The organism is Mycobacterium sp., from assembly GCF_052145595.1.
Taxonomy (GTDB): Bacteria; Actinomycetota; Actinomycetes; order Mycobacteriales; family Mycobacteriaceae; genus Mycobacterium.
The window spans coordinates 1-19857 of the sequence record NZ_JBKQOI010000311.1 but is presented as its reverse complement, the minus strand read 5'-3'; the positions used below and the strand labels follow the sequence as shown (position 1 = coordinate 19857).

The 19857-nt window shown below is 66.2% G+C and carries 23 protein-coding genes and 1 pseudogene; 14 read left to right on the top strand and 10 right to left on the bottom strand.

The annotated features are described in order from the left end of the window. Positions 1 to 54: 54 nt before the first annotated feature. Positions 55 to 1062, top strand: a complete 1008-nt coding sequence (locus tag ACLP4W_RS26120; protein ID WP_442390287.1) for a 4-hydroxy-3-methylbut-2-enyl diphosphate reductase — start codon at positions 55 to 57, stop codon at positions 1060 to 1062. A 22-nt stretch (positions 1063 to 1084) separates the two neighbouring features. Here ACLP4W_RS26120 and ACLP4W_RS26115 read toward each other — a convergent pair whose 3' ends face one another. Beyond that, positions 1085 to 2341 (bottom strand): DUF6542 domain-containing protein, encoded by a 1257-nt coding sequence (locus tag ACLP4W_RS26115; RefSeq protein WP_442390286.1) that lies wholly within the window; start codon positions 2339 to 2341, stop codon positions 1085 to 1087. Positions 2342 to 2459: 118 nt separating this feature from the next. On the opposite strand from ACLP4W_RS26115, the gene ychF reads away from it, so the two are divergent. Continuing rightward, positions 2460 to 3551 carry a redox-regulated ATPase YchF gene (gene ychF, locus ACLP4W_RS26110; protein WP_442390285.1) on the top strand — a complete coding sequence of 364 codons (1092 nt, stop codon included), beginning with the start codon at positions 2460 to 2462 and terminating at the stop codon, positions 3549 to 3551. 80 nt (positions 3552 to 3631) lie between these two features. On the opposite strand, the gene ACLP4W_RS26105 is transcribed toward ychF, so the two are convergent. Beyond that, on the bottom strand, positions 3632 to 4030 hold the full coding sequence (locus ACLP4W_RS26105) for an adenylate/guanylate cyclase domain-containing protein (protein ID WP_442390284.1): 399 nt from the start codon (positions 4028 to 4030) through the stop codon (positions 3632 to 3634). Between the two features lie 89 nt (positions 4031 to 4119). Here ACLP4W_RS26105 and ACLP4W_RS26100 point away from each other — a divergent pair, with 89 nt between their 5' ends. The 5 genes from ACLP4W_RS26100 to ACLP4W_RS26080 all read left to right on the top strand — a co-directional run bounded on the left by ACLP4W_RS26100 (position 4120) and on the right by ACLP4W_RS26080 (position 7895). Next, the gene (locus ACLP4W_RS26100; RefSeq protein WP_442390283.1) at positions 4120 to 4473 is read left to right on the top strand and encodes a UBP-type zinc finger domain-containing protein; all 354 of its coding nucleotides are present in this window, start codon (positions 4120 to 4122) and stop codon (positions 4471 to 4473) included. A gap of 271 nt (positions 4474 to 4744) precedes the next feature. Next, a complete protein-coding gene (locus ACLP4W_RS26095; protein ID WP_442390282.1) occupies positions 4745 to 5131 on the top strand; it encodes a hypothetical protein in 387 nt (128 codons plus the stop codon). Between the two features lie 676 nt (positions 5132 to 5807). Further along, positions 5808 to 6578, top strand: coding sequence for an aquaporin Z (gene aqpZ / locus ACLP4W_RS26090; RefSeq protein ID WP_442390281.1), 771 nt, complete (start codon positions 5808 to 5810; stop codon positions 6576 to 6578). A 147-nt stretch (positions 6579 to 6725) separates the two neighbouring features. Beyond that, positions 6726 to 7229 carry a peptidoglycan endopeptidase gene (locus ACLP4W_RS26085; protein WP_442390280.1) on the top strand — a complete coding sequence of 168 codons (504 nt, stop codon included), beginning with the start codon at positions 6726 to 6728 and terminating at the stop codon, positions 7227 to 7229. 342 nt (positions 7230 to 7571) lie between these two features. Continuing rightward, entirely contained in the window at positions 7572 to 7895 is a 324-nt protein-coding gene (locus tag ACLP4W_RS26080) for a putative quinol monooxygenase (RefSeq protein ID WP_442390279.1), read from the top strand. A 5-nt stretch (positions 7896 to 7900) separates the two neighbouring features. Here the strand turns inward: ACLP4W_RS26080 and ACLP4W_RS26075 are convergent, their stop codons facing one another. From ACLP4W_RS26075 to ACLP4W_RS26065, 3 genes are read right to left on the bottom strand one after another with little or no spacing between them, the layout of a single operon-like run. Further along, on the bottom strand, positions 7901 to 8581 hold the full coding sequence (locus tag ACLP4W_RS26075; RefSeq protein WP_442390278.1) for a guanylate cyclase: 681 nt from the start codon (positions 8579 to 8581) through the stop codon (positions 7901 to 7903). Between the two features lie 43 nt (positions 8582 to 8624). Next, positions 8625 to 8996: a carboxymuconolactone decarboxylase family protein gene (locus ACLP4W_RS26070; protein ID WP_442390277.1), complete on the bottom strand. Its 372-nt coding sequence runs from the start codon at positions 8994 to 8996 to the stop codon at positions 8625 to 8627. After that, positions 8989 to 9807, bottom strand: coding sequence for an SDR family oxidoreductase (locus ACLP4W_RS26065; protein WP_442390276.1), 819 nt, complete (start codon positions 9805 to 9807; stop codon positions 8989 to 8991). The genes ACLP4W_RS26070 and ACLP4W_RS26065 overlap by 8 nt, the downstream gene beginning before the upstream one ends. 80 nt (positions 9808 to 9887) lie before the next feature. Between ACLP4W_RS26065 and ACLP4W_RS26060 the strand changes: the two genes are divergently transcribed. After that, the gene (locus ACLP4W_RS26060; RefSeq protein ID WP_442390275.1) at positions 9888 to 10097 is read left to right on the top strand and encodes a hypothetical protein; all 210 of its coding nucleotides are present in this window, start codon (positions 9888 to 9890) and stop codon (positions 10095 to 10097) included. On the opposite strand, the gene ACLP4W_RS26055 is transcribed toward ACLP4W_RS26060, so the two are convergent. Then, a complete protein-coding gene (locus tag ACLP4W_RS26055; RefSeq protein ID WP_442390274.1) occupies positions 10049 to 10894 on the bottom strand; it encodes an adenylate/guanylate cyclase domain-containing protein in 846 nt (281 codons plus the stop codon). The two genes, ACLP4W_RS26060 and ACLP4W_RS26055, sit on opposite strands and share 49 nt — an antisense overlap. Positions 10895 to 10981: 87 nt before the next feature. On the opposite strand from ACLP4W_RS26055, the gene ACLP4W_RS26050 reads away from it, so the two are divergent. Beyond that, positions 10982 to 11176 (top strand): hypothetical protein, encoded by a 195-nt coding sequence (locus ACLP4W_RS26050; RefSeq protein ID WP_442390273.1) that lies wholly within the window; start codon positions 10982 to 10984, stop codon positions 11174 to 11176. 14 nt (positions 11177 to 11190) lie between these two features. Beyond that, the gene (gene gnd, locus ACLP4W_RS26045; protein WP_442390272.1) at positions 11191 to 12213 is read left to right on the top strand and encodes a phosphogluconate dehydrogenase (NAD(+)-dependent, decarboxylating); all 1023 of its coding nucleotides are present in this window, start codon (positions 11191 to 11193) and stop codon (positions 12211 to 12213) included. A 4-nt stretch (positions 12214 to 12217) separates the two neighbouring features. Here the strand turns inward: gnd and ACLP4W_RS26040 are convergent, their stop codons facing one another. Beyond that, positions 12218 to 13087, bottom strand: coding sequence for an alpha/beta fold hydrolase (locus ACLP4W_RS26040; protein WP_442390271.1), 870 nt, complete (start codon positions 13085 to 13087; stop codon positions 12218 to 12220). A gap of 177 nt (positions 13088 to 13264) precedes the next feature. Here ACLP4W_RS26040 and ACLP4W_RS26035 point away from each other — a divergent pair. The 3 genes and pseudogenes from ACLP4W_RS26035 (at position 13265) to ACLP4W_RS26025 (ending at position 16100) form a co-directional block, all read left to right on the top strand. After that, positions 13265 to 13756 (top strand): annotated as a pseudogene (locus ACLP4W_RS26035) (VOC family protein). Positions 13757 to 13948: 192 nt separating this feature from the next. Further along, positions 13949 to 14854, top strand: a complete 906-nt coding sequence (locus ACLP4W_RS26030; RefSeq protein WP_442390270.1) for an alpha/beta fold hydrolase — start codon at positions 13949 to 13951, stop codon at positions 14852 to 14854. 4 nt (positions 14855 to 14858) lie between these two features. Beyond that, positions 14859 to 16100: a WS/DGAT domain-containing protein gene (locus tag ACLP4W_RS26025; protein WP_442390269.1), complete on the top strand. Its 1242-nt coding sequence runs from the start codon at positions 14859 to 14861 to the stop codon at positions 16098 to 16100. A 2-nt stretch (positions 16101 to 16102) separates the two neighbouring features. Here ACLP4W_RS26025 and ACLP4W_RS26020 read toward each other — a convergent pair whose 3' ends face one another. Together ACLP4W_RS26020 and ACLP4W_RS26015 are read right to left on the bottom strand one after the other, a co-directional pair. Then, the gene (locus tag ACLP4W_RS26020) at positions 16103 to 16729 is read right to left on the bottom strand and encodes a MarR family transcriptional regulator (protein WP_442390268.1); all 627 of its coding nucleotides are present in this window, start codon (positions 16727 to 16729) and stop codon (positions 16103 to 16105) included. Then, positions 16726 to 18384 (bottom strand): pyruvate, phosphate dikinase, encoded by a 1659-nt coding sequence (locus ACLP4W_RS26015; RefSeq protein ID WP_442390303.1) that lies wholly within the window; start codon positions 18382 to 18384, stop codon positions 16726 to 16728. Before ACLP4W_RS26015 ends, ACLP4W_RS26020 begins: the two co-directional genes overlap by 4 nt. Before the next feature lie 132 nt (positions 18385 to 18516). Between ACLP4W_RS26015 and ACLP4W_RS26010 the strand changes: the two genes are divergently transcribed. Beyond that, entirely contained in the window at positions 18517 to 19026 is a 510-nt protein-coding gene (locus tag ACLP4W_RS26010; RefSeq protein WP_442390267.1) for a DoxX family protein, read from the top strand. On the opposite strand, the gene ACLP4W_RS26005 is transcribed toward ACLP4W_RS26010, so the two are convergent. Continuing rightward, on the bottom strand, positions 19027 to 19857 hold an 831-nt coding region (locus ACLP4W_RS26005), incomplete at its 5' end, for an HNH endonuclease signature motif containing protein (RefSeq protein WP_442390266.1). It lies immediately after the preceding gene.

The window sequence follows — 19857 nt, the reverse complement described above, 5'->3', positions numbered from 1 at the left end:
CGGGGACTGACGGGGCATGTGCTCTCTGGGTCGGCAGAACGTACCCTGAATGTCATGCCGCCGACTGTCGACATGGGATTTCCCGGCGCTGTGAGATCGGGGAGTTCGGTAGCCAGCGACCCAAACCGCAAAAGAGTGCTCCTGGCGGAGCCGCGTGGCTACTGCGCGGGTGTGGATAGGGCCGTGGAGACTGTCGAACGCGCGCTGGAGAAGCACGGCGCCCCGGTCTACGTACGCCACGAGATCGTGCACAACCGCCACGTGGTCGACACCCTGGAAAAGGCCGGTGCGGTTTTCGTCCAGGAGACCGACGAGGTTCCCGAGGGAGCCATCGTGGTGTTCTCCGCGCACGGCGTCGCACCCACGGTGTATGCCGCTGCCGCCGAGCGCAACCTGCACACCATCGATGCGACCTGCCCGTTGGTGACCAAGGTGCACAACGAAGCCAGGCGATTCGCCCGCGACGACTACGACATCCTGCTGATCGGCCATCAGGGTCACGAGGAGGTCATCGGTACCGCCGGGGAAGCGCCCGAGCACGTGCAGCTGGTCGACGGGTTCGCCGCGGTGGAAAACGTGACGGTCCGCGACGAGAACAAGGTGGTCTGGCTGTCACAGACGACGCTGTCCGTCGACGAGACGATGGAAATCGTTGAGCGGCTGCGACAACGTTTCCCGAAGTTGCAGGATCCGCCCAGCGACGACATCTGCTATGCGACCCAGAACCGGCAGGTCGCGGTCAAGGCGATGGCGCCCGAGTGCGAGCTGGTCGTCGTCGTCGGGTCGCGTAACTCATCGAATTCGGTGCGGCTGGTCGAGGTGGCGTTGGGCGGCGGCGCCGCGGCCGCTCACCTGGTGGACTGGGCCGACGACATCGACCTGGCGTGGCTGGAGGGTGTCACCACGGTGGGTGTCACCTCGGGTGCGTCCGTCCCCGAGGTTCTGGTGCGAGGCGTGCTGGAGCGGCTCGCTGAATGCGGCTACGACGTGGTGCAACCGGTGACGACGGCCCAGGAGACGCTGGTGTTCGCTCTGCCCCGCGAGATCCGGTCGGTGCTCTGAGGACCCGCTCCGGTCTTACGGCTTAGACGTCGTACTCCCAGGAGTCCGCGGGGGATCGGCCCCCGGACCGGCCGGTCATCCGCGAACGGCTGCGGCGCTCGGCGCGCGGCTCGCCCTTCGACTCGGCCCCGGGATCCTCCGGCGGGGCTGACCCGCGGTAGCGAACCCGCGAGATCGGGTGGTGGGTCGGGTTGGCGCCGTTCCCGCTCGCGGTGCCGCGGCGGCGCTCTGGCTCGTAGGGGGGCTCGTACGGCTCATATGGGTCGTACCGATTTCGCTCGGGTGCGCGGGGCGGCTCGTACATGTCCTTGTACATGTCGTAGCCATCGAAGCGGCTGCTGCGGGGTGCCGGCCGCTCGTAGGGGTTGCGGCGGTTGTGCCGCGGATCGCGACCGCCGTCGCGCGGCGGCTCGCCGCGCAGGTCTGGATCACCCTGCGGCCTGGGGCGGCGGCGCGACCGGCGAGGCGGGTCGGCAGGGTCGAAGTCGCGTGGAGGTGCCTGGCCACGGCGACTTGGCCGCCGCGAACGTTCGACCGCCGGCTCGTGCTGGTCCTCGAGCGGTGGTCGAGCATGCCGGGAGTGGTCTCGCCTGGGACCTGCGGCGGACGCACCGCCGCGCGCCGCCCGCCCGGCCCTTGAGGCGGCTTTCGGGGATGCGCTGGCCGCGCGGGCCCGCTTCGAGTCGGTGGAGCGCGCCGCGCCGGCATCGTCCTCGCGGGATGCGAAGCCGAAATGCGAGTTCAGTTTCGCGGCAATGGCGCCAATGAAGGAATGCGAGGAATGCGACTCCGCGGGGGTCGCAACTTCGGCGTCTTCCGTGGTGCCGGCCGCCGCGGCCGTGCGATGCGACACCCCGAAGTACCACCTGAACAAGCCGATCAGCAGCACGCCGCCGGCGGTGCCCAGCATCAGCGGGAAGCGCTCGATGAGCGGATAGCCGCAATTGATCAGGAGGTCTTTGAGGTTGCCGATCTTGCGTCCGTGGAACAGCCAGTAGCTACCGGGCACCGCGCAGAAAAGTATCAGCGGTGGCTGGATGATCGCGGTGAACACGGCCTCCTGGCGGACGGCCAGCACCGCGGTCACGCAGCCGGCTATATAGAAGCCGGCGAAGACATGGGTCAGCTCCTTATGACCGGATCCGGCATCGATTGCGTACCCGATGGCAGTCGCGGTTGTGGCGATGAGCAGGGCCGCCCACCACGGCACGCCTGGGATATTTGGGTGGATCGAGCGGTGGGAAGCCTCCACCGCCGACCTTGCCCGCTGCGCTGACACATCTAGACCGTACCGGGAATGAGCCGAAAGGCCCGTAAAGACCTTGTAGAGACCCTGGGCGTGCCATGAATGGTCCATGACGGGGCCTGCCTCCATCGGGACTTAGACTTGGTTCCCTGTGAGCCTCAGCCTGGGAATCGTGGGCCTGCCCAATGTCGGCAAGTCGACGCTGTTCAACGCGCTGACCCGAAACAACGTGGTGGCGGCCAACTATCCGTTCGCGACGATCGAACCCAATGAGGGTGTCGTTTCGCTGCCCGATCGGCGGCTGGCCAAGCTGGCGGAGCTCTTCGGATCGGAGCGCATCGTCGCGGCGCCGGTCACGTTCGTCGACATCGCCGGCCTGGTCAAGGGTGCATCCGAGGGGGCCGGGCTCGGGAACAAGTTTCTGGCCCACATCCGCGAATGTGACGCCGTCTGCCAAGTGGTCCGGGTGTTCTCCGACGACGACGTGACCCACGTCGCCGGACAGGTCGATCCCAAATCCGACATCGAGGTGGTCGAGACCGAGCTGATCCTGGCCGACCTGCAAACGCTGGATCGCGCCTTGCCGAGGTTCGAAAAAGAGGCTCGTACCAACAAGGAACGCAAGCCCGTCCACGACGCCGCGCTGGCAGCTCAAGCGATATTGAACGACGGGACGACGCTGTTCGCCGCCGGGGTCGACGTCTCGCCGCTGCGGGAGCTGAATCTGCTGACTACCAAACCGTTTCTGTACGTCTTCAACGCCGACGAGGCGGTGCTGACCGACGCCGCGCGCATCGCCGAGCTGCGCCGGCTCGTCGCGCCCGCCGACGCGGTGTTCCTGGACGCCGCGATCGAATCCGAGCTGACCGAACTCGACGACGAGTCAGCCGCCGAGCTACTGGAGTCGATCGGGCAGACCGAGCGCGGGCTCGACGCGCTGGCCCGGGCGGGTTTTCACACGCTCAAGCTGCAGACGTTCCTGACGGCGGGCCCGAAAGAGGCGCGGGCCTGGACCATCCACCAAGGTGATACCGCGCCCAAGGCGGCAGGGGTGATCCACAGCGACTTCGAGAAGGGCTTCATCAAAGCCGAGATCGTGTCCTATGACGACCTGATCGCTGCCGGGTCGATGACGGCGGCCAAGGCGGCCGGCAAGGTCCGAATGGAAGGTAAGGACTACGTCATGGCCGACGGGGATGTCGTCGAGTTCCGACACGGAGCAACGACAAAGCCGACGAAGTAAGGCCGTTAGTACTTCGACGGTCGGTCGAGCGGCGTAATGATTGCCGACTCCGGGCTGCGAGGAGTACAGAACGACCGCCGTCATGGCATCGCCTCGGCCCACTCGATATGCCCTTCGAAGCCAAGCGTTTTCGCCATGTCGCGGTAGCGATCCCGGTATTCGCGATAGCGGGCACTGTCACCCGGAGCACCGAACACCGCCATGATCCCGTCGCCGGTGAACTTGTCCACCGTGCCGCCGTACCGCCGCACCACTGCCGCGCAGCGGTCGGCGAGGTCGGTCATGATCTCGCGCAACCGCTCCGCCCCGACAGTTGCGGCGATGTCCATGGAGTGCACCACGTCGGCAAACAGCACGGTTACCTGCTTGTACTCCGCACGGGTGTCCTGCTCTGTGACCGGTGCACCACAGCCATCGCAGAATCGAGCACCCTCGCGCCGCACGCTGCCACAGGCGCGGCACGCGGTCGCTGCGGTCATCCGACCCTCCGCCGCTTCCGGCCCCCGAAGTCCCGGTTCACCAGCATAGGCTTGGAGCGCACGCCATCAGCGAGGAAGGAACAGTCGCGATGACTACTGCTGTCGACCCATCGGTGCCCCCCAGTGGTATCGGCTGTGCCGAGTGCGATGCAACCGGCGGTTGGTGGGTGCACCTGCGGCGGTGTGCGGCCTGCGGCCACATCGGTTGCTGCGACGATTCGCTGGCCCGGCACGCGACGAAGCACTGGCGAGAGACTGGGCACCCGATCATCCGATCGTTCGAGCCGGGCGAAGACTGGTTCTGGGACTACGAGACCAAGGACTACTACGAGGGTCCTGAACTAGCCCCACCGAAATGCCGTCCCGAGGGCCAGACGGTCCCGGGTCCCCGCGGTCGAGTGCCACGCAACTGGGCCGACCTGCTCCGTCAGCAAGACGACTGAGGCCCAGAAGCCGGGGGACCCGCGATCGAGCGGCTCGGGGCCGCGCCAGCCGATGAGGATCTGGTGATACGCGACATCTGGCTTTCCGAGCACGCCTGAGGAGGGCATGTACTACCGGATTGAAGCCAAAACGGACGTGCGAGCGCCAAGTGAGCCCCCTGGTTCGGTTTAGAGACCCTGAGATATGGGTCCGTAGAACCGCGCCCTATGACTCGAGACGAGTTTGAATCACTGCTTGCTTGGATCCCGGTCCAGGGGAAATTCTTGGGAGATGGCGACTGTAGGGCAAACGAGACCGCGGGTTCGGCGGTCTACGAGGGTGTTGGTGGGTGGCGGGTTGGCTTTGTCCGCTTTCGGACTGGCTGGCGGCACCGCCCAGGCGGCCCCGGCCCCTGCGCCCAGCTATCACTGGTGCCCAGGTGACCAATGGGACCCGGCCTGGGGCAACAACTACAACTGGGACTGGAATCAGTGCCACGACTGGCAAGGTCCCGCAAGCCAAGGTGCTCCGGCGGGCTGGGGACCCTGGGGACCCCCGCCGCCGTGGGCGCCGCCGCAGCCCCCTCCACCGCCGTGGGCGCCTGAGGCCCACCTCATGTGGAACCCCACTGCCAACGCCTGGGGATTCTTTAACAACGGAGTATGGACCCCGGTCTGACCGAACGCCGGCTCTCGCCAGGGGGCTGGCTCCGGACAAACAGCGCTTAGTGGGTCGAACACCGACTCATAGATATCAACTCGTCGTAACCGCGTCGGCGACCGTGTTCGGCAGGCCGGTGAATCGCCGACGCGGCAGGCAGCCGCGCACGCGGTGGTCGGTAGCCCCGCCAATGCGCCTGCACCGCAAGCGATCACGCCGGCGTCAGCGCGACCCTCAAGTGTTTGGGGCCGCGCAACTGGCCGTTCGCCGACCATGTGGCGTCGCCCACGCACGGCTGCCCTGACGCCGGACGCGGACGGCAGCTTGCAGATTCAGGCGGGCGGCGTCGCCCACCGGTTTGAGAAGCGATCCGTCCGTTCGTCCGTAGCGGCCTAGCCGGGTGACGGAATCGGTCGTGGTCATCCCAGGTGCCCTCCGTCTATTTCGATGGCCTACGGTGCCCCACGCATGGCAGCGATGATCCCTTACGGCTCGGCGCAGACGCTCATTCGGGCCAGGCTGACTTTGCACAGATCAACGACCTTTTCTACGGTCTGGCCCAGCCTCGCCAAGGGGCACAAACGCAGAGTGACGTCCAAGTAGATGTCCAAGCAGATGATTGCTTGCGTCCCCAAGTCACAATTAGCATTGTCTACTAGTTGTCGCGGAAGACACCTCATAAGGAGGCGGCACTATGACATCGTCGTCGCTCGCTTCGAAACTCGGTGCCGAGCTGTTCGGCACGTTCTGGTTGGTGTTCGCTGGCTGCGGCAGCGCAATTTTTGCGGCCAAGCAGATCGCCCAAGCCGAGGATGGCAGCGCCACATACCAATTGGGCATCGGCTTTCTCGGAGTGTCATTGGCTTTCGGGCTCACCGTCGTCACTATGGCTTACGCCGTCGGCCACATCTCCGGCGGCCATTTCAACCCCGCGATCACCCTGGGCGCCGCGGTGAGCGGCCGGCTGCCGTGGAAGGACCTTCCGGGGTACTGGATCTCCCAGGTCGTCGGCAGCCTGCTTGCGGGCCTGGCTCTGCTGGTCATTGCGCAAGGCAAGCCCGGATTCTCAGCCACCGGACACATGGCGGCGAACGGATACGGCGAGCATTCGCCAGACCACTACTCGCTTGCGGCCGTGATCATCACTGAGGTCCTGCTTACGGCGTTCTTTCTCATCGTGATACTGGGCGCGACCGACGATCGGGCCCCCAACGGATTCGGGCCGCTGGCCATCGGTCTGGCGCTGGCGCTCATCAATCTGGTGGCCATCCCGATCAGTAACTGCTCGGTCAATCCGGCCCGGTCCACGGGCGTCGCCTTCTTCAATGGGGACGGCGCGCCCGGCCAACTGTGGGTGTTCTGGCTCGCGCCGCTGGTCGGGGGCCTTATCGGCGGTTTGATCTACCCGCTGCTATTCGGGGCCAGAAAGTCGGCGGACCGTGAGACGACGCCCGAGACCAGTTGACGGGGAACGGTTGGCAGTGTCGTATCAATAAAAAGCCTTTCCGTCATAAGTTTGCTGAAGATGTGGCGAATGCCATTCTCCAATTTGCACATGATGCGCGCCACAAATTTTGGTTACCAATGAATCTTGTTGCTAGCGTGCCTCCCCATGGTTGTTCTAGCAACATTGATGTCACTCATCAATCAGGTCTCCGGGACGCCCTATATTCCGGGCGGAGATACTCCCTCCGGGACCGACTGTTCAGGGCTCGCTTCGTGGGTTGCCAATGCGGCGTCCGACCGGCCGGTTTTCGGCGATCGGTTTAACACGGGGAACGAGGAAGCCGCTTTGTTGGCGCGGGGCTTTCAATATGGAACCGCTCCCAATGCGCTGGTTGTCGGCTGGAACGGTGGTCACACGGCCGTGACCTTGCCGGACGGCACCTCGGTGTCCAGTGGTGAACGCGGCGGGGTGCACATCGGCGGTCCGGGCGCTCACCAGGCCGGATTCACGCACCACATGTTCCTGCCGATGGCACCGGACGGCGAGGCCGCGCCACCTCCACCGCCGGACGCACCGGCCGTTCTGGTCGATGCTCCGGCTCCCGCAATGCCGGCTCCACCCGCCCCCGATTTGCCGCCGCCGGGCGACCCCGGTATTGCGAATCCATAACAATTAGAAATGCGCATGTGCTGATTTATGCCATAGTTTCCTGCGACGTAGATCACACTAATCGATTTAAGCGCTTAGGTTAAATGGTGTACTGCCGGCACAAAGGCTGACTGTAGCCTACATCACTTTACTGCACGCTGACTCCGATTCGGCGCACCGTCAACCCAAAGTCCGGCTAGACGCCCATTCGTGGTGTCTAGCCGGACTTTGCTGTCAGGAATCCGAACGTCGCAGTCGGCACTACGTTCGTCGTGGTGAGACCGGCACGCCGTATATCCTGAACGCTGCCCGCAGGGACCGAGCGGGCGCAACGGGAGCTGCGGGCACCACCGGGGAGCGGCAATGATCTTCATCGTCGTCAAGTTCGAAACGAAACCCGAGTGGTCCGACCGCTGGCCGGAACTGGTAGCCGCGTTCACCGCTGCCACGCGCGCCGAAGCGGGCAACCTCTGGTTCGAATGGTCCCGCAGCCTGGACAACCCGACGGAGTATGTCCTGGTGGAGGCCTTCCGTGACGGTAACGCGGGCGGCGTCCACGTCAACAGCGATCACTTCAAGCAGGCGATGCGGGAGCTCCCGCAGGCGTTGAAGTCCATACCGAAAATCATCAGTCAGTCCATCGACGCGACGGGGTGGTCGGCGATGGGCGAGATGACGGTCGATTAACGGGCTCAATCGACCGAGATCGCGATTTCGCCGCCCAGCCGATAACCCGGCGCAAGCGGCAGCGTGTCACCGCTCCAAAACGAGCCGGGGTCGAACCAGTTCGAGTACTTCTCGGTGTTGAGCAACCCCATCTCCTCGTAGGTGATTGCCACCGTCTCCGCGCAGTACGCCGCCCCCAGGCCGACGCGTTGCCGCGCTTTGCGTCGCTCTGTCGACTCTCGAACCTTCCTGTCCACGAACGGAATTCCCCGCATCCAGTCGTAGGCGGTGGGGAGCCGCCCGCGCAACCACCGGGCGGTGAGAAGCGCGGTAGCGGGAAACGGGGTGCCGTCCATCCGTGCGATCACTCGCAGCAGTGCGTTCTCTTGTTTGTGGCTGGCGTACGGCGTCAGCTGCCGCAGCCAACACCGCTGGTGGTAGCGATCCGTCCACTGCCGGACGGCGTCGCGCAGATCGTTGAGCTGCACACCGCGGTGTTTGGTGCCGGTCCACAGATCGGTGAGCTTGTCGCCCAGTTCGGCGTGCCAGATCAGCGGCGGCAGATCGTCGATGGCCACCGTCATCCCGACATGATTCACCGGGCTGTTCGTCAAGGTCTGGATGGCACGGTCGGGTCGCGAACCGCCGCGGAATAGCCAAAGGTCGCCGGTCCGCGTCTCGTTGAGCGCTTGGTCCAGGGTCAGCATGTAAGCCCGCTTGTCGCTACCGGTTTCGTCATCGTCCAGCCAATTATGGGCTCGGAAGTACCTCGCATGCGACATTGCGCGCGGTGGCCGCCGCGGGATAACCGGCGTAGCCGGCCATGTGGTAGATCACCTCTTCGATCTCCCCGATCGTCAGCCCGTTGCGCAGCGCGATCTGGAAGTGGAACTTCAGTTCGTCGGTGGCCCGCAGGGCGATGAGCGCGCCGAGCGTTACCAGGCTGCGGGAGCGACGATCCAGGCCGGGGCGGGTCCACAGACCGCCGAAAACATGGTCGATGCTCAGGTCGCCGAGTTCGTCGGCAAAGCCGCCGCTGCGCAGACTGGTGACGTTGTCCGGGATCAGGCCGGGCATCATCTCCTTGAACACGTCCAGCCCCTTGGTGTGAGAGTCAGCCATCGGCGTCCGCCTTTCTAGGTTCGCGTGAGATCTGGTAGTCGATGTAGGCGTCCCAGTCATCTATGCGGCGACGTAACTCGTCGACGACGCCGACGTGGGTGGGTACGAAGAATCGGTTGCGCAATATCGCATCGGCAACCAGCTCGCCGACGCGTGCCGGATCGAGCAGCTCGAACTGATCGCCGGGGGTGCGCAGCGGTGCCCCGCCGCCGAATTTCGGTACGGCAGAGGCGATATTGGTCAACACCGGTCCCGGACACAGCAGGGTTACGCCAATGTTCTTGGGCCGCAGGTAGATTGCCAGCCCTTCGCTGATCTGCACGATAGCGGCCTTGCTCGCCGCATACGGCAGCCGGTCGTAGGAATAGGTGAAAAGTCCGGCGAAGGAGGCGGTGTTGACCAGATGCCCGCTGCTCTGATCGAGCAGCAGCGGCAGGAAGGTGGCGTTGCTGCGCACCACCGACATCAGGTTGATGTCGAGGATGCGTTGCCACTCGGTCACGGGAATGTCTTCGGGCAGACCGTTCGTCAGCACGCCGACGTTGTTGACCACGATATCGACCCGGCCGAACCGCTGCAGTGCCGCGCTTCGAATGTCGTCGAAAGCGCCCGGATCCGAGATATCGGCACGCTGGGGCAATACGACGGCACCCCGGTTGGTCAGGTCGTCGGCGAGGGCGCCGACACCGTCGTCGTCGATGTCGACGGCAACGACGTGAGCGCCCCGATCGGCGAGCGTGCAGGCGGTGGCGCGGCCTATGCCACTGGCCGCTCCGGTGATGACGGCGACCTTATCGCGAAGGGTGTCCATGGGGCCTGGGGCTGCGCAGTCGTTGCGGTGTCTGGTGTACGACGAGCACACAAGTTAACCACAGCGAATACCCTGTGTTAATGCACAGCATTTGGAAGTGGCTCGGCCTGGCCAGCGTCGCCGGCGTTGTCGCCGGTGGCGCGCTGGTGGTTCGCGATCAACGCAAACGACGTGCCTACACGGCCGACGAGGTCCGGGCCCGCCTGCAGCAGCGGCTGGCCGAATCCGAAGCGGAGAGCTTTCAGTCCAAGTCGGGATCGGCCACGGCTTCGACGGCGAACAAGCGATAGCTACCCGAAAAGCCTTTCAGCTCGACGTCGCGGCCCTCGTCGAAGCGGATGTCTTCAAAGTCGGGGCAGTCGCTGAGGGCGTCTCGAACCGGTTGGCTCACCAGGATCTGGCCGCCGACGGCTTGTGCCGCGACCCGTGCCGCCATTGCGACGTTGCGCCCTAACAGATCGTCGCCGCGGCGCACGGAGCGCCCCATGTGGATGCCGATCCGAACCCGAATTTCCTCGTCCCGCTTGCGTTTTGCGTTTTCGTGCAGCGCCTGCTGGACGTCGATGCCGCACCGGACCGCCTGTTCGGCGCGCGCAAAGGCGATCATGTATCCGTCCCCCTGACTTTTCACGACATGTCCGGACCGTCGCCGCACGAGCCCTGAAATGAGTTTGTCGTGCGAGCTGATCAGCTTGACCCAGGCGCGGTCGCCGATCCGCTCGTTCAGCGCGGTGGACTCTTCGATGTCGGAGAACAGAATGACCACCCGGCCGTCCGGGGTGACCCGGGCCAGGTCGGGTCGCTCGACCTCGGCCCAGTCGGCCAGGTCCTCGATCGAGCTGCGCACGGCGGCGCCGAAGCCCTCCTTGCGCATCAGGTTGGCGGTGTTCCACACCGTCTTGACGGCCTCGCGACCGCCCGATAGCAGCCAATTGCGGGCGTCGGCCCGCTGCCGCAACTCGTCGATCTCCCGGCGACTGCTGACAAGCAGCCGGGACAGCACGACGAGTGCGACGGCTTCGATCGCGGCGATCCCGGCCAGCACGTAGATCGCGATATGCAGCGCACCACCCACGGCACGAATCATTCCAAAGCCCTCGATGGTTTCGGGTTGTCGGGCCCATACGCAATGTCTAGGGTTGAGTGCGTTCCCGCCGCGGGTAGCGAATCTCAAGTGAGCCGACTCGGTGACTTTGGGGAGGTGCGCGTCTTGGCCGACGGCGGCAGTGACCCCTCAGACTTGCCGGTGACCTCCGGCATTACCCGTGACCTGGCCCGCAAGGTCACCCACCACGCCTTGTACCGGCTAGCGGCGCGCGACTTGCCGAATTGCCCAAGGCTGCCTGAACGCACCCACGCGAGACAGTAAGGAGACGGGACACGATGCAGCTGGGGATGATTGGCCTTGGCCGGATGGGCGCGAATATCGTGCGCCGCGTGGCCAAGGGCGGACACGAATGCGTGGTGTACGACCACAACCCCGACGCGGTAAAGGCGATGGCAGGCGAGGAAAACACCACGGGGGTGTCCTCGTTGTCAGAGCTCGCCGAGAAGATGGCCAAGCCCAGAGTGATCTGGGTGATGGTCCCCGCGGGCAATATCACCACTGGCGTGATCAAGGACCTGGCCAAGACGCTGGACCCGGGCGATATCGTCATCGATGGCGGCAACTCCTACTACCGTGATGACATCGAACACTCAAAGATGTTGTCCGAGAAAGGTATTCACCTACTGGACTGCGGCACCAGCGGTGGCGTGTGGGGCCGGGAGCGCGGCTATTGCCTGATGATTGGCGGGGATGCGGACGCGTTCGCGCACGCCGAGCCGATCTTCGCCACCGTCGCACCGGGGGTGGACGCGGCTCCGCGTACCCCGGGCCGAACCGGCGAGGTCGCACCGGCTGAGCAGGGCTACTTACACTGTGGGCCGTCCGGAGCGGGCCACTTCGTCAAGATGGTGCACAACGGCATCGAGTACGGGATGATGGCCTCTCTCGCTGAGGGGCTCAACATTCTGCGCAATGCCGACGTCGGCACCCGCGTAGAGCAGGGGGACGCAGAAACCGCACCCCTGGAGCACCCCCAGTTCTATCAGTACAAGATCGACATCCCGGACGTCGCCGAGGTGTGGCGCCGGGGCAGTGTCATTGGCTCGTGGCTGCTCGACCTCACCGCGATCGCGCTGCGCGAAGCGCCCGACCTGACCGAATTCACCGGGCGGGTCTCCGACTCCGGGGAGGGCCGGTGGACCGCGATTGCGGCGGTTGAGGAGGGCGTGCCCGCACCGGTTCTGACTATGGCGCTGTATGCCCGTTTCGCCTCACGCCGCCTCGCTGACTTCGCCGACAAAGCATTGTCGGCGATGCGCAAGCAGTTCGGCGGCCACGACGAGAAGCCCGCTAACTAGGTGGTCACGCTTGCGCGCGCTTGACGAAGTTCACCACGACTTCGGTAAAGGCGTCGTTGTCGTCACCGGCCGCGGTATGCCCGGCGTCGGGCAACTCGACGAACTCCGCGTTGGGCACCGTAGTCAGGAAGTGCTGAACGCCTTCGCGGCTGACGACGTCGGACAGCTTTCCGCGAATCAATAGAACCGGGATGGTCAGGCTCCCCGCGGCGTGCTCGAATTTTTCTGTGCGCAGTTCGGGGTCGTCCCCGGGTTTGGTCATGAACGCCGGATCCCAGTGCCAATACCAGCGACCGTCGCGCAGGCGCAGGTTCTTCTTCAGACCCTCCGGGCTGCGCGGCTTGGTTCGGTATGGCAGGTAGGCGGCGACGGCATCGGCGGCCTGTTCCAGCGTGTCAAAACCGTCGATGTTGCCCATCATGAATTCGCGGATGCGGGCGCTACCGCCCTTCTCGAATCGAGGCACCACGTCGACGAGGACCAGTTGACTCACCTTGTCTGGGCCGGCCCGGTGGGCGGCGAGGATGCCGGTCAACCCGCCCATGCTCGCACCGATGATCATTACCGGCCGGCCGATCGCATCGAGGACGTGCATGACGTCGGCCGTCAGGGTCTCGACCGCGTAGTCGGCGCCCGGGGCGCGGTCGCTGTCGCCGTGTCCGCGGCTGTCCATGGCAATGACGTGGAACCCCTCGTCGGCCAGGATCTGGCCGGTGTTCTTCCAGGAAAACCGGTTCTGGCCGCCGCCGTGCAGCATCAGGATGGTCGGGTGGCCGGCCGTGTCGGCGCCGCCGTTCCATTCGTCGGCAACCAGGGTGATCCCGTTGTGGCCGGAAAGCTCGACCGTCTGGGGGCTGCTGCTCACGGCGCTCACGGACGTCCTCTCGCTAGGTCGCACTGCCCGGCCTGCCGCTGCGAACGATCGTTGCGTGCCGAGGTGTTCCGTTCTGACGTTACCTAGGTGGTCTTGGCAACTTCACTCGCGGTGAGTTCTCGTCCTCGCCGCGGTCTATAGGTACGACGCCAGGACAGCAAACGTAGGGAGACCGCCATGCCATCGATCACGCCGTCGCTGTGGTTCGACCACAACTTGGAGGACGCTGCCAGGTTCTACACCTCGGTGTTCCCGAACTCGCAGATCGAGGGCTTCAACCGGTACACCGATTCCGGGCCGGGCGAGCCGGGAGCGGTCGTGTCGGGCAGCTTCGTGCTGGACGGCACCCGCTTCATCGGGATCAACGGCGGGCCGCAGTTCCCGTTCAGCGAGGCGGTGTCCTTCGTGGTCAGCTGCAAGGACCAGGCCGAGGTCGACTAATACTGGGACCGGTTGACCGACGGGGGCGAGGAATCGCAGTGTGGCTGGTGCAAAGACCGCTTCGGCCTGAGTTGGCAGATCGTCCCGGGTCGGCTTCTCGAGCTGCTCGGTGATCCGGATCCGGCCCGCGCGACGGCGGCCAGCGCGGCGATGCTGGGCATGCGCAGGATCGTCATAGCCGACCTGGAGAAAGCCGCCGATGCATCCTATCTCCGAAATCCCTTGTAGCAGACGGTATTTAGCCAATTTCCTGACCGAGTCGGTGCGTCTGAAGCCCGCACGCGTTAGGTTGGTCCGTGCGGACGCACCGAACAGGAGTGAAGATGGCGGATCATGCCGAGGGGGCTATCCGGGCTGAGCGGCTCGCGCCGGCTGCCGGCGTGATCGGGCTTGTGTCGGGATTCGACCAGGTAGCCGACGATGACTGAACCACGCTGGATCGACGTGCCCGGCCCCGGTGGCGACTTGAAGGCGCTGACCTGGGGACCCGTCGGCGCCCCAATCGCGCTGTGCCTGCACGGCTTCCCCGACACCCCCTACGGGTTTCGCAAGCTTGCCCCCCGGCTGGCTGAGTCGGGCTGGCGGGTCGTCGCGCCTTTCATGCGCGGTTACGCGCCGTCATCGATTCCGGCCGACGGAAGCTATCACGGTGGTGCGCTGATGGCCGACGCGTTGCGGGTGCGCTTGGCCGCGGGCGGCACCGAGCGCGACGTGGTGATCGGTCACGACTGGGGTGCGCTCGCCGCCACCGGCCTGGCCGCGATGCCCGACAGCCCGTTCACCAAGGCGGTGATCATGTCGCTGCCGCCCGCCGCCGCATTCCGTCGCCGAGGCGGCGCGGCCGACCGGATGCGGCTGTTCGGCCACCTACCCCCTCAGCTGGTGCGCAGCTGGTACATCCTCTACTTCCAATTACCTTTGCTGCCTGAGCGTTCCGCTTCCTGGGTGGTGCCGCTGCTGTGGAGACGATGGTCGCCGGGCTATCGCGCCGACGAGGATCTACGTCACGTTGACGCGGCGATCGGCACACCGGAGGGCTGGCGGGCGGCACTGGGACCGTACCGGGCCACGATCCGCAACACCCGGCCGCCGGCGCAGTATGCCGAATTGAACCGGCTGTGGACCGAGGCGCCCGTGCTGCCGTGCCTGTACCTGCATGGCCGCGACGATGGCTGTATGACGTCGGCTTTTACCCGCTGGGTGGAAAAGGTGCTACCCGCGGGCAGCGAGGTCGCCGTCGTCGAGCACGCCGGGCATTTTCTGCAGCTCGAGCAGCCGGAGAAGGTCGCCAACCTGGTGCTTACATTCATCGGCTCACCCGGCTGACGCCATGGCGACGCAGCGCATGGCGGCCGTCGATGCGCAGTTCTACTGGATGTCGGCCAAAGTCCCCAACGACGATTTCATGCTCTACGCGTTCGATGGCGAACCCGCAGATTGCGCGCGCGCGATCGAGCGGATCCGCCAACGGGCGCGCGAGTGCCCGGACCTGACGATGCGGGTCCAGGAGGGAAGTTCGCTGACGTATCCGCGGTGGGTGCCGGCGACCGCCGGGCCCGAGCAGGTAGTCCGCCACGACCTTGCCGACCACAGCTGGAGCGATTGCCTGGCGGCCGTCGTCGGCCTCGCCGGTGCCCAACTGGATACTCGCCGGATGGCGTGGCGGCTGCACGTGCTCACCCCGGTGTTCGGCATTCCGGGCGTCACCGGCCCGGGCACCGTCGCGGTGATGCAGGTTCCACACGCACTGGCTGACGGCGTTCGCGCTTCGGCGATGGCGGCCTGGCTCTTCGGCCGGGCCGCCCCGGTGCCCGAGCTGGCACCGCCGTCGGCGGGGTTTTTCCCCTGGCTGGCCGTCGATGCGGCTCGCACCCACCGCCGGCTGGTCCGCGATACCCGCCATGGGCTGCTGGCACCGGGGGCCGGTTTGCGGCCTCTGCAGCGCACAAACGCCCGCCCGGACGGCGCCCGCTCGGTGCGCACGCTGGTGCGGCACCGCTCGCAACTGCGCGGTCCGACGGTCACCGTCGGGGTGCTGGCCGCGGTGTCGACGGCGTTGTCCGGTCTGCTCGGGGACGCGGACGATTCGCTGGCTGCCGAAGTGCCGATGGCTAAGTCCGGTGTGCCACAGGCGCACAACCATTTCGGGAACGTCACTGTCGGGCTGTACCCGAAACTCGGCCTGGCCGCCCGCGCCGAGCGGATAGCGACCGACTTGGCCAACGGCCGGCGCCGCCTTGAGCATTCGGCTACGCGTGCCGCCGACCGCGCGTTCGCGGCGGTTCCCGCGGCGCTGCTGCGTTGGGGCGTCTCACAGTTCAACCCCGATGTCCGTCCGGCGCAAGTGGCCGGCAACACCGTGGTGTCCAGCGTTGACCGCGGGGCTGCCGATCTGAGCTTCGGAGATGCCGGGGTGGTGCTGACGGCCGGATACCCGGCACTGTCGCCGGTGATGGGCCTGACTCATGGGGTGCATGGCATCGGCGACACGGTCGCGATCAGCGTGCACGCGGCGGAGTCGGCCGTCCCCGACATCGACGCCTACTTGCAGCTACTCGACGCGGCGCTGTAAAGCTATTGGGCGTCACCGGATCTGGCCGCTTCTTCCCTGGTCAGGCCAACGGCGAGGATCAGCTCCTCGTGCAGTTCGAACCACACGGTGTGGTATGAGTCTATGAGCGGCCTGCTCAGCCATGCCGTCTCGCCGGCCTTGACTTTGTCCAGTGCCGCAAGCAATTTCGCCGAGTAGGCGCTCAACCGCGGCAGCTGTGTCGCGGCCGCCTCGATGATCGGCACCACCCGCGCGTGCACGTCATCGAGGCGGGCCAGCACCGCGGCGTCGTATTCGGCGTCATCGTGGTTGTTGGGCTTGCCTGCTTGGCCGGCTTTCAAGCCGCCTTTGAGTTGCCAGTCCGTGACCAGGGACTTGAAATCGGCGTTCACCGCGCGGAAGTCCTCGTAGGCGGCGGCCATCGCGGCCGAGTCGATGCCCTCGCGCTCCTCGGTGAGCAGCGTCTCGAGCCGGGCGCGGCCGCTCGGGCTGAGCCGTAACGTCGTGCCGTCGACCAGTAGGCCCGACGCGGTCAGCTGCTCGACGATGTTGGTGATGTCGCCAAGCTCCCTGTCCAGCGTCGCGGCAAGGTCGGCGGGACTGACCCGGCCCTTTAACCGGACCGCTTGCAGTACCGTCAATTCGGTCACGGCGCGGCCTCGTCGGCCAGCCGCAGCGCGGTCAGCATGATGATCAGCGGGGTGGCCGAAACCACGTCGGTGTGCCCGGTCTTCATGGCCGCCCGCACCGCGGCGTCGGAGGCGTCGTCGAGCGTCGGGTGGTCGCCGCTGGCGTACGCACGCAGCGGGCTGATCCGTCGGGCGATGTCGGCCAGCTCACGCAGCTCCGCCGTGTCGTTCTCCGACCACGCGCACACGCTCAGATTGCCTTCGCGCACTTCGCCTTCGTAGCCGTCGACGGTTATCTGCCTGCCGGCCAGGGATGCCGCGGCCCCCTGGCCGCAGCCCACCACGGCCACCCGGCCCAGTTCACGGCTGACCACTGCCGCGTGGCTGGCGGCGCCGCCGACCTCGGTGACGATGCCTTGTGCGGCCAGCATGCCCAGGACGTCTTCGGGCCTGGTGTGATCACGTACCAGGATGACCTGCTCGCCTCGGTCGGCGGCGTCCAGCGCCTCGTCGACGTCGGTGTACGCCTTACCCGATGCCACCCCCGGGCAGGCGGGCAGACCCTTGGCTAAAAGCGGTGCCGCCATACGCGTTTCGGGCTGCAGCGCGGGCCGCAACAGAGTCTCTACATGTGCCGGGGTCACCCGGCGAAGCGTCTCGGCGTCGTCGATGAGCCCCTCGTGTCGCAGTCGCAGGGCCAATCGCACCGCCGCCTGCGCCGACCGCTCGGCCGCCCGTGTCTGCAGCAGCCACAACTTGCCTTCTTCGATGGTGAACTCGATCTCTTGAACGTCGGACCCGAGCCGCTCCAACCGACGGGCGGCGTCCGTCAGCTCGGCATAGACGGCCGGTTGCTCGTCACGCAGCGCAGTGATCGGTTCCACGTCGACCAATCCGGACACCACGTCGTCGCCCTGGCCACCGGGTAGCCATTCACCGAACGGTTCGCCGGCGCCGGTTATCGGGTTGCGCGAAAAGAATGCTCCGGCACCGGAATTGGGTCCATGGTTGCCGAACACCATCGCCTGCACGACGACGGCGGTACCACCCCGATCGTCGAGGCCTTGATGCGCGCGGTAGGCAACCGCGCGAGGCGAATTCCACGAGTCGAAAACCGCGGCGATGCCGTCGCGCAACTGGGCGAAGGGGTCGGCGGGCACCGATCGTTGTCCACCGGCGCCCACGATCCGCTCATACATCCGGTTGAACCGCCGGCGGGTGTCGCGGGCGAACGCCTGGGCGCCGGACGCGGCCAGCGCCCGTTCGACGGCATCGTTCATGCCCAGGTCCAGGATCGTGTCCATCATGCCGGGCATCGAGTGCGTGGCTCCCGAACGCACGCTGACCAGCAGCGGACGCGGGCCTCGTCCGAACGTGCGTGAGGTTTCTTTTTCCAGCCAGCGCATCCGGTCGAGCGTGTCTTCCCAGATCGCGTCCATGGTGGCCTGGGGATGGGCGAGGTATCGGAGGCCCACCTCGGTGGTGATGCAGAACGCGGGGGGGACCGGCAGATTGTGCCGGCGCATCGCGTCGATGCCGTGGCCCTTGTTGCCCAGAAGCTCCCGCGGGTGATTCCCCTCGCCGTTCAGCAACACCACGCTGTGCCCGGAGGACGTCGCCCCGTGCCGGCCGGACGGGTCGTCACGGGCACCGTTGCCCCGTGCGACACGAGTGATGGTGCACCCCCTGGCGGATTGGCTATTCATCGGCAAACGTCGGAACGCCCGCTATGTTCCCACACGGATTACCCGACGCAGCGGCTCGACGCTTCTGTCATCCGATCCGCCCCATGATCTAGGTTTGCATCTATGACTCCCTACGACGTCGGGTTACTGATCCTGCGGCTGGTGTTGGGCGTGACACTGGCCGCGCACGGCTTCAACAAGTTCTTCGGCGGCGGCCGCATACCGGGCACCGCGCGGTGGTTTGAGAGCATCGGCATGAAGCCCGGCAAATTTCACGCCACCGTGGCCGCCACCACCGAGATGGCCGCCGGACTAGGTATGGCGGCCGGGTTGCTCACGCCGATCCCGGCGGCGGGCTTCGTCTCGCTGATGCTGGTCGCCGCCTGGACCGTGCACCGCCACAACGGCTTCTTCATCGTCAAGGAGGGCTGGGAGTACAACCTGGTGCTGGCGGTGAGCGCGGTCGCCGTGGCCACGATCGGTCCCGGAAGACTCAGCCTTGACTGGGCGATCTTCGGGAAGAACTGGCTCAACGGATGGCAGGGCCTGCTCGTGTCGGTTTTGCTCGGTCTCGCCGGTGCCGTCGGTCAGTTGCTGATCTTCTATCGCCCGCCAGCCCGGCAAGCCGGGTAGCTACGGGCCGTCGTCGTCCTCGTTCGCCAACAGCTTTTCGGGGTGATGGAAGGTGTTGACTCGCGGTTGGCCGTGGTCGAGGTGTGGTGGGGGGATCCATTCGGTGTCGCCGTTGGCGCGTTTTCGGGTGGTCCAGCCGCCGGGTTCGATTAGGGGGTGGTCGGATGGGCAGGCCAGGGTGAGCGTGGTGACGTCGGTGCGGTGGGTGGTGGCCCAGTCTTCGACGTGGTGGACCTCGCACCAGTATCCGGGCGTGTCGCAGCCCGGGCGGGTGCAGCCGCGATCCTTGGCGTAGAGGACTATGCGCTGACCGGGTGAGGCCAGTCGTTTGGTGTGATACAGCGCGATGGGTTGGGCGTTGTCGAAGAGGGCCAGGTAGTGGTGGGCGTGGCGGGCCATGCGGATGACATCGCTGATGGGCAGGCGGGTGCCCCCGCCGGTCAGTGCGGTGCCGGCGGCGGCCTCGAGGTCGTGCAGCGTGGTGGTCACGATGATGGTGGCCGGTAACCCGTTGTGCTGGCCCAGTTTTCCCGACGCGAGCAGCGCCCGCAGCACGGCGTTGAGTCCGTCGTGGTTGCGCTGGGCGGGCGAGCGGGCGTCGCGCCGCTCGGCTTCCTCGCTGGGCGGACCATCTACCACGGGCAGGTCATCGTCGGGGTTGCACCGGCCGGGGGTGGCCGTTTTGGCCAGCACGGCCTCCAACGTGGCGCGGGCTTCAGGGGTCAGCCAGCCGCGCAGCGCCGACATGCCGTCGGGGCCTTGGTTGCCCAGGGTCAGCCCGCGGCGTCGGGCGCGGTCCTGGTCGGTGTAGCTGCCGTCGGGGTTGACACA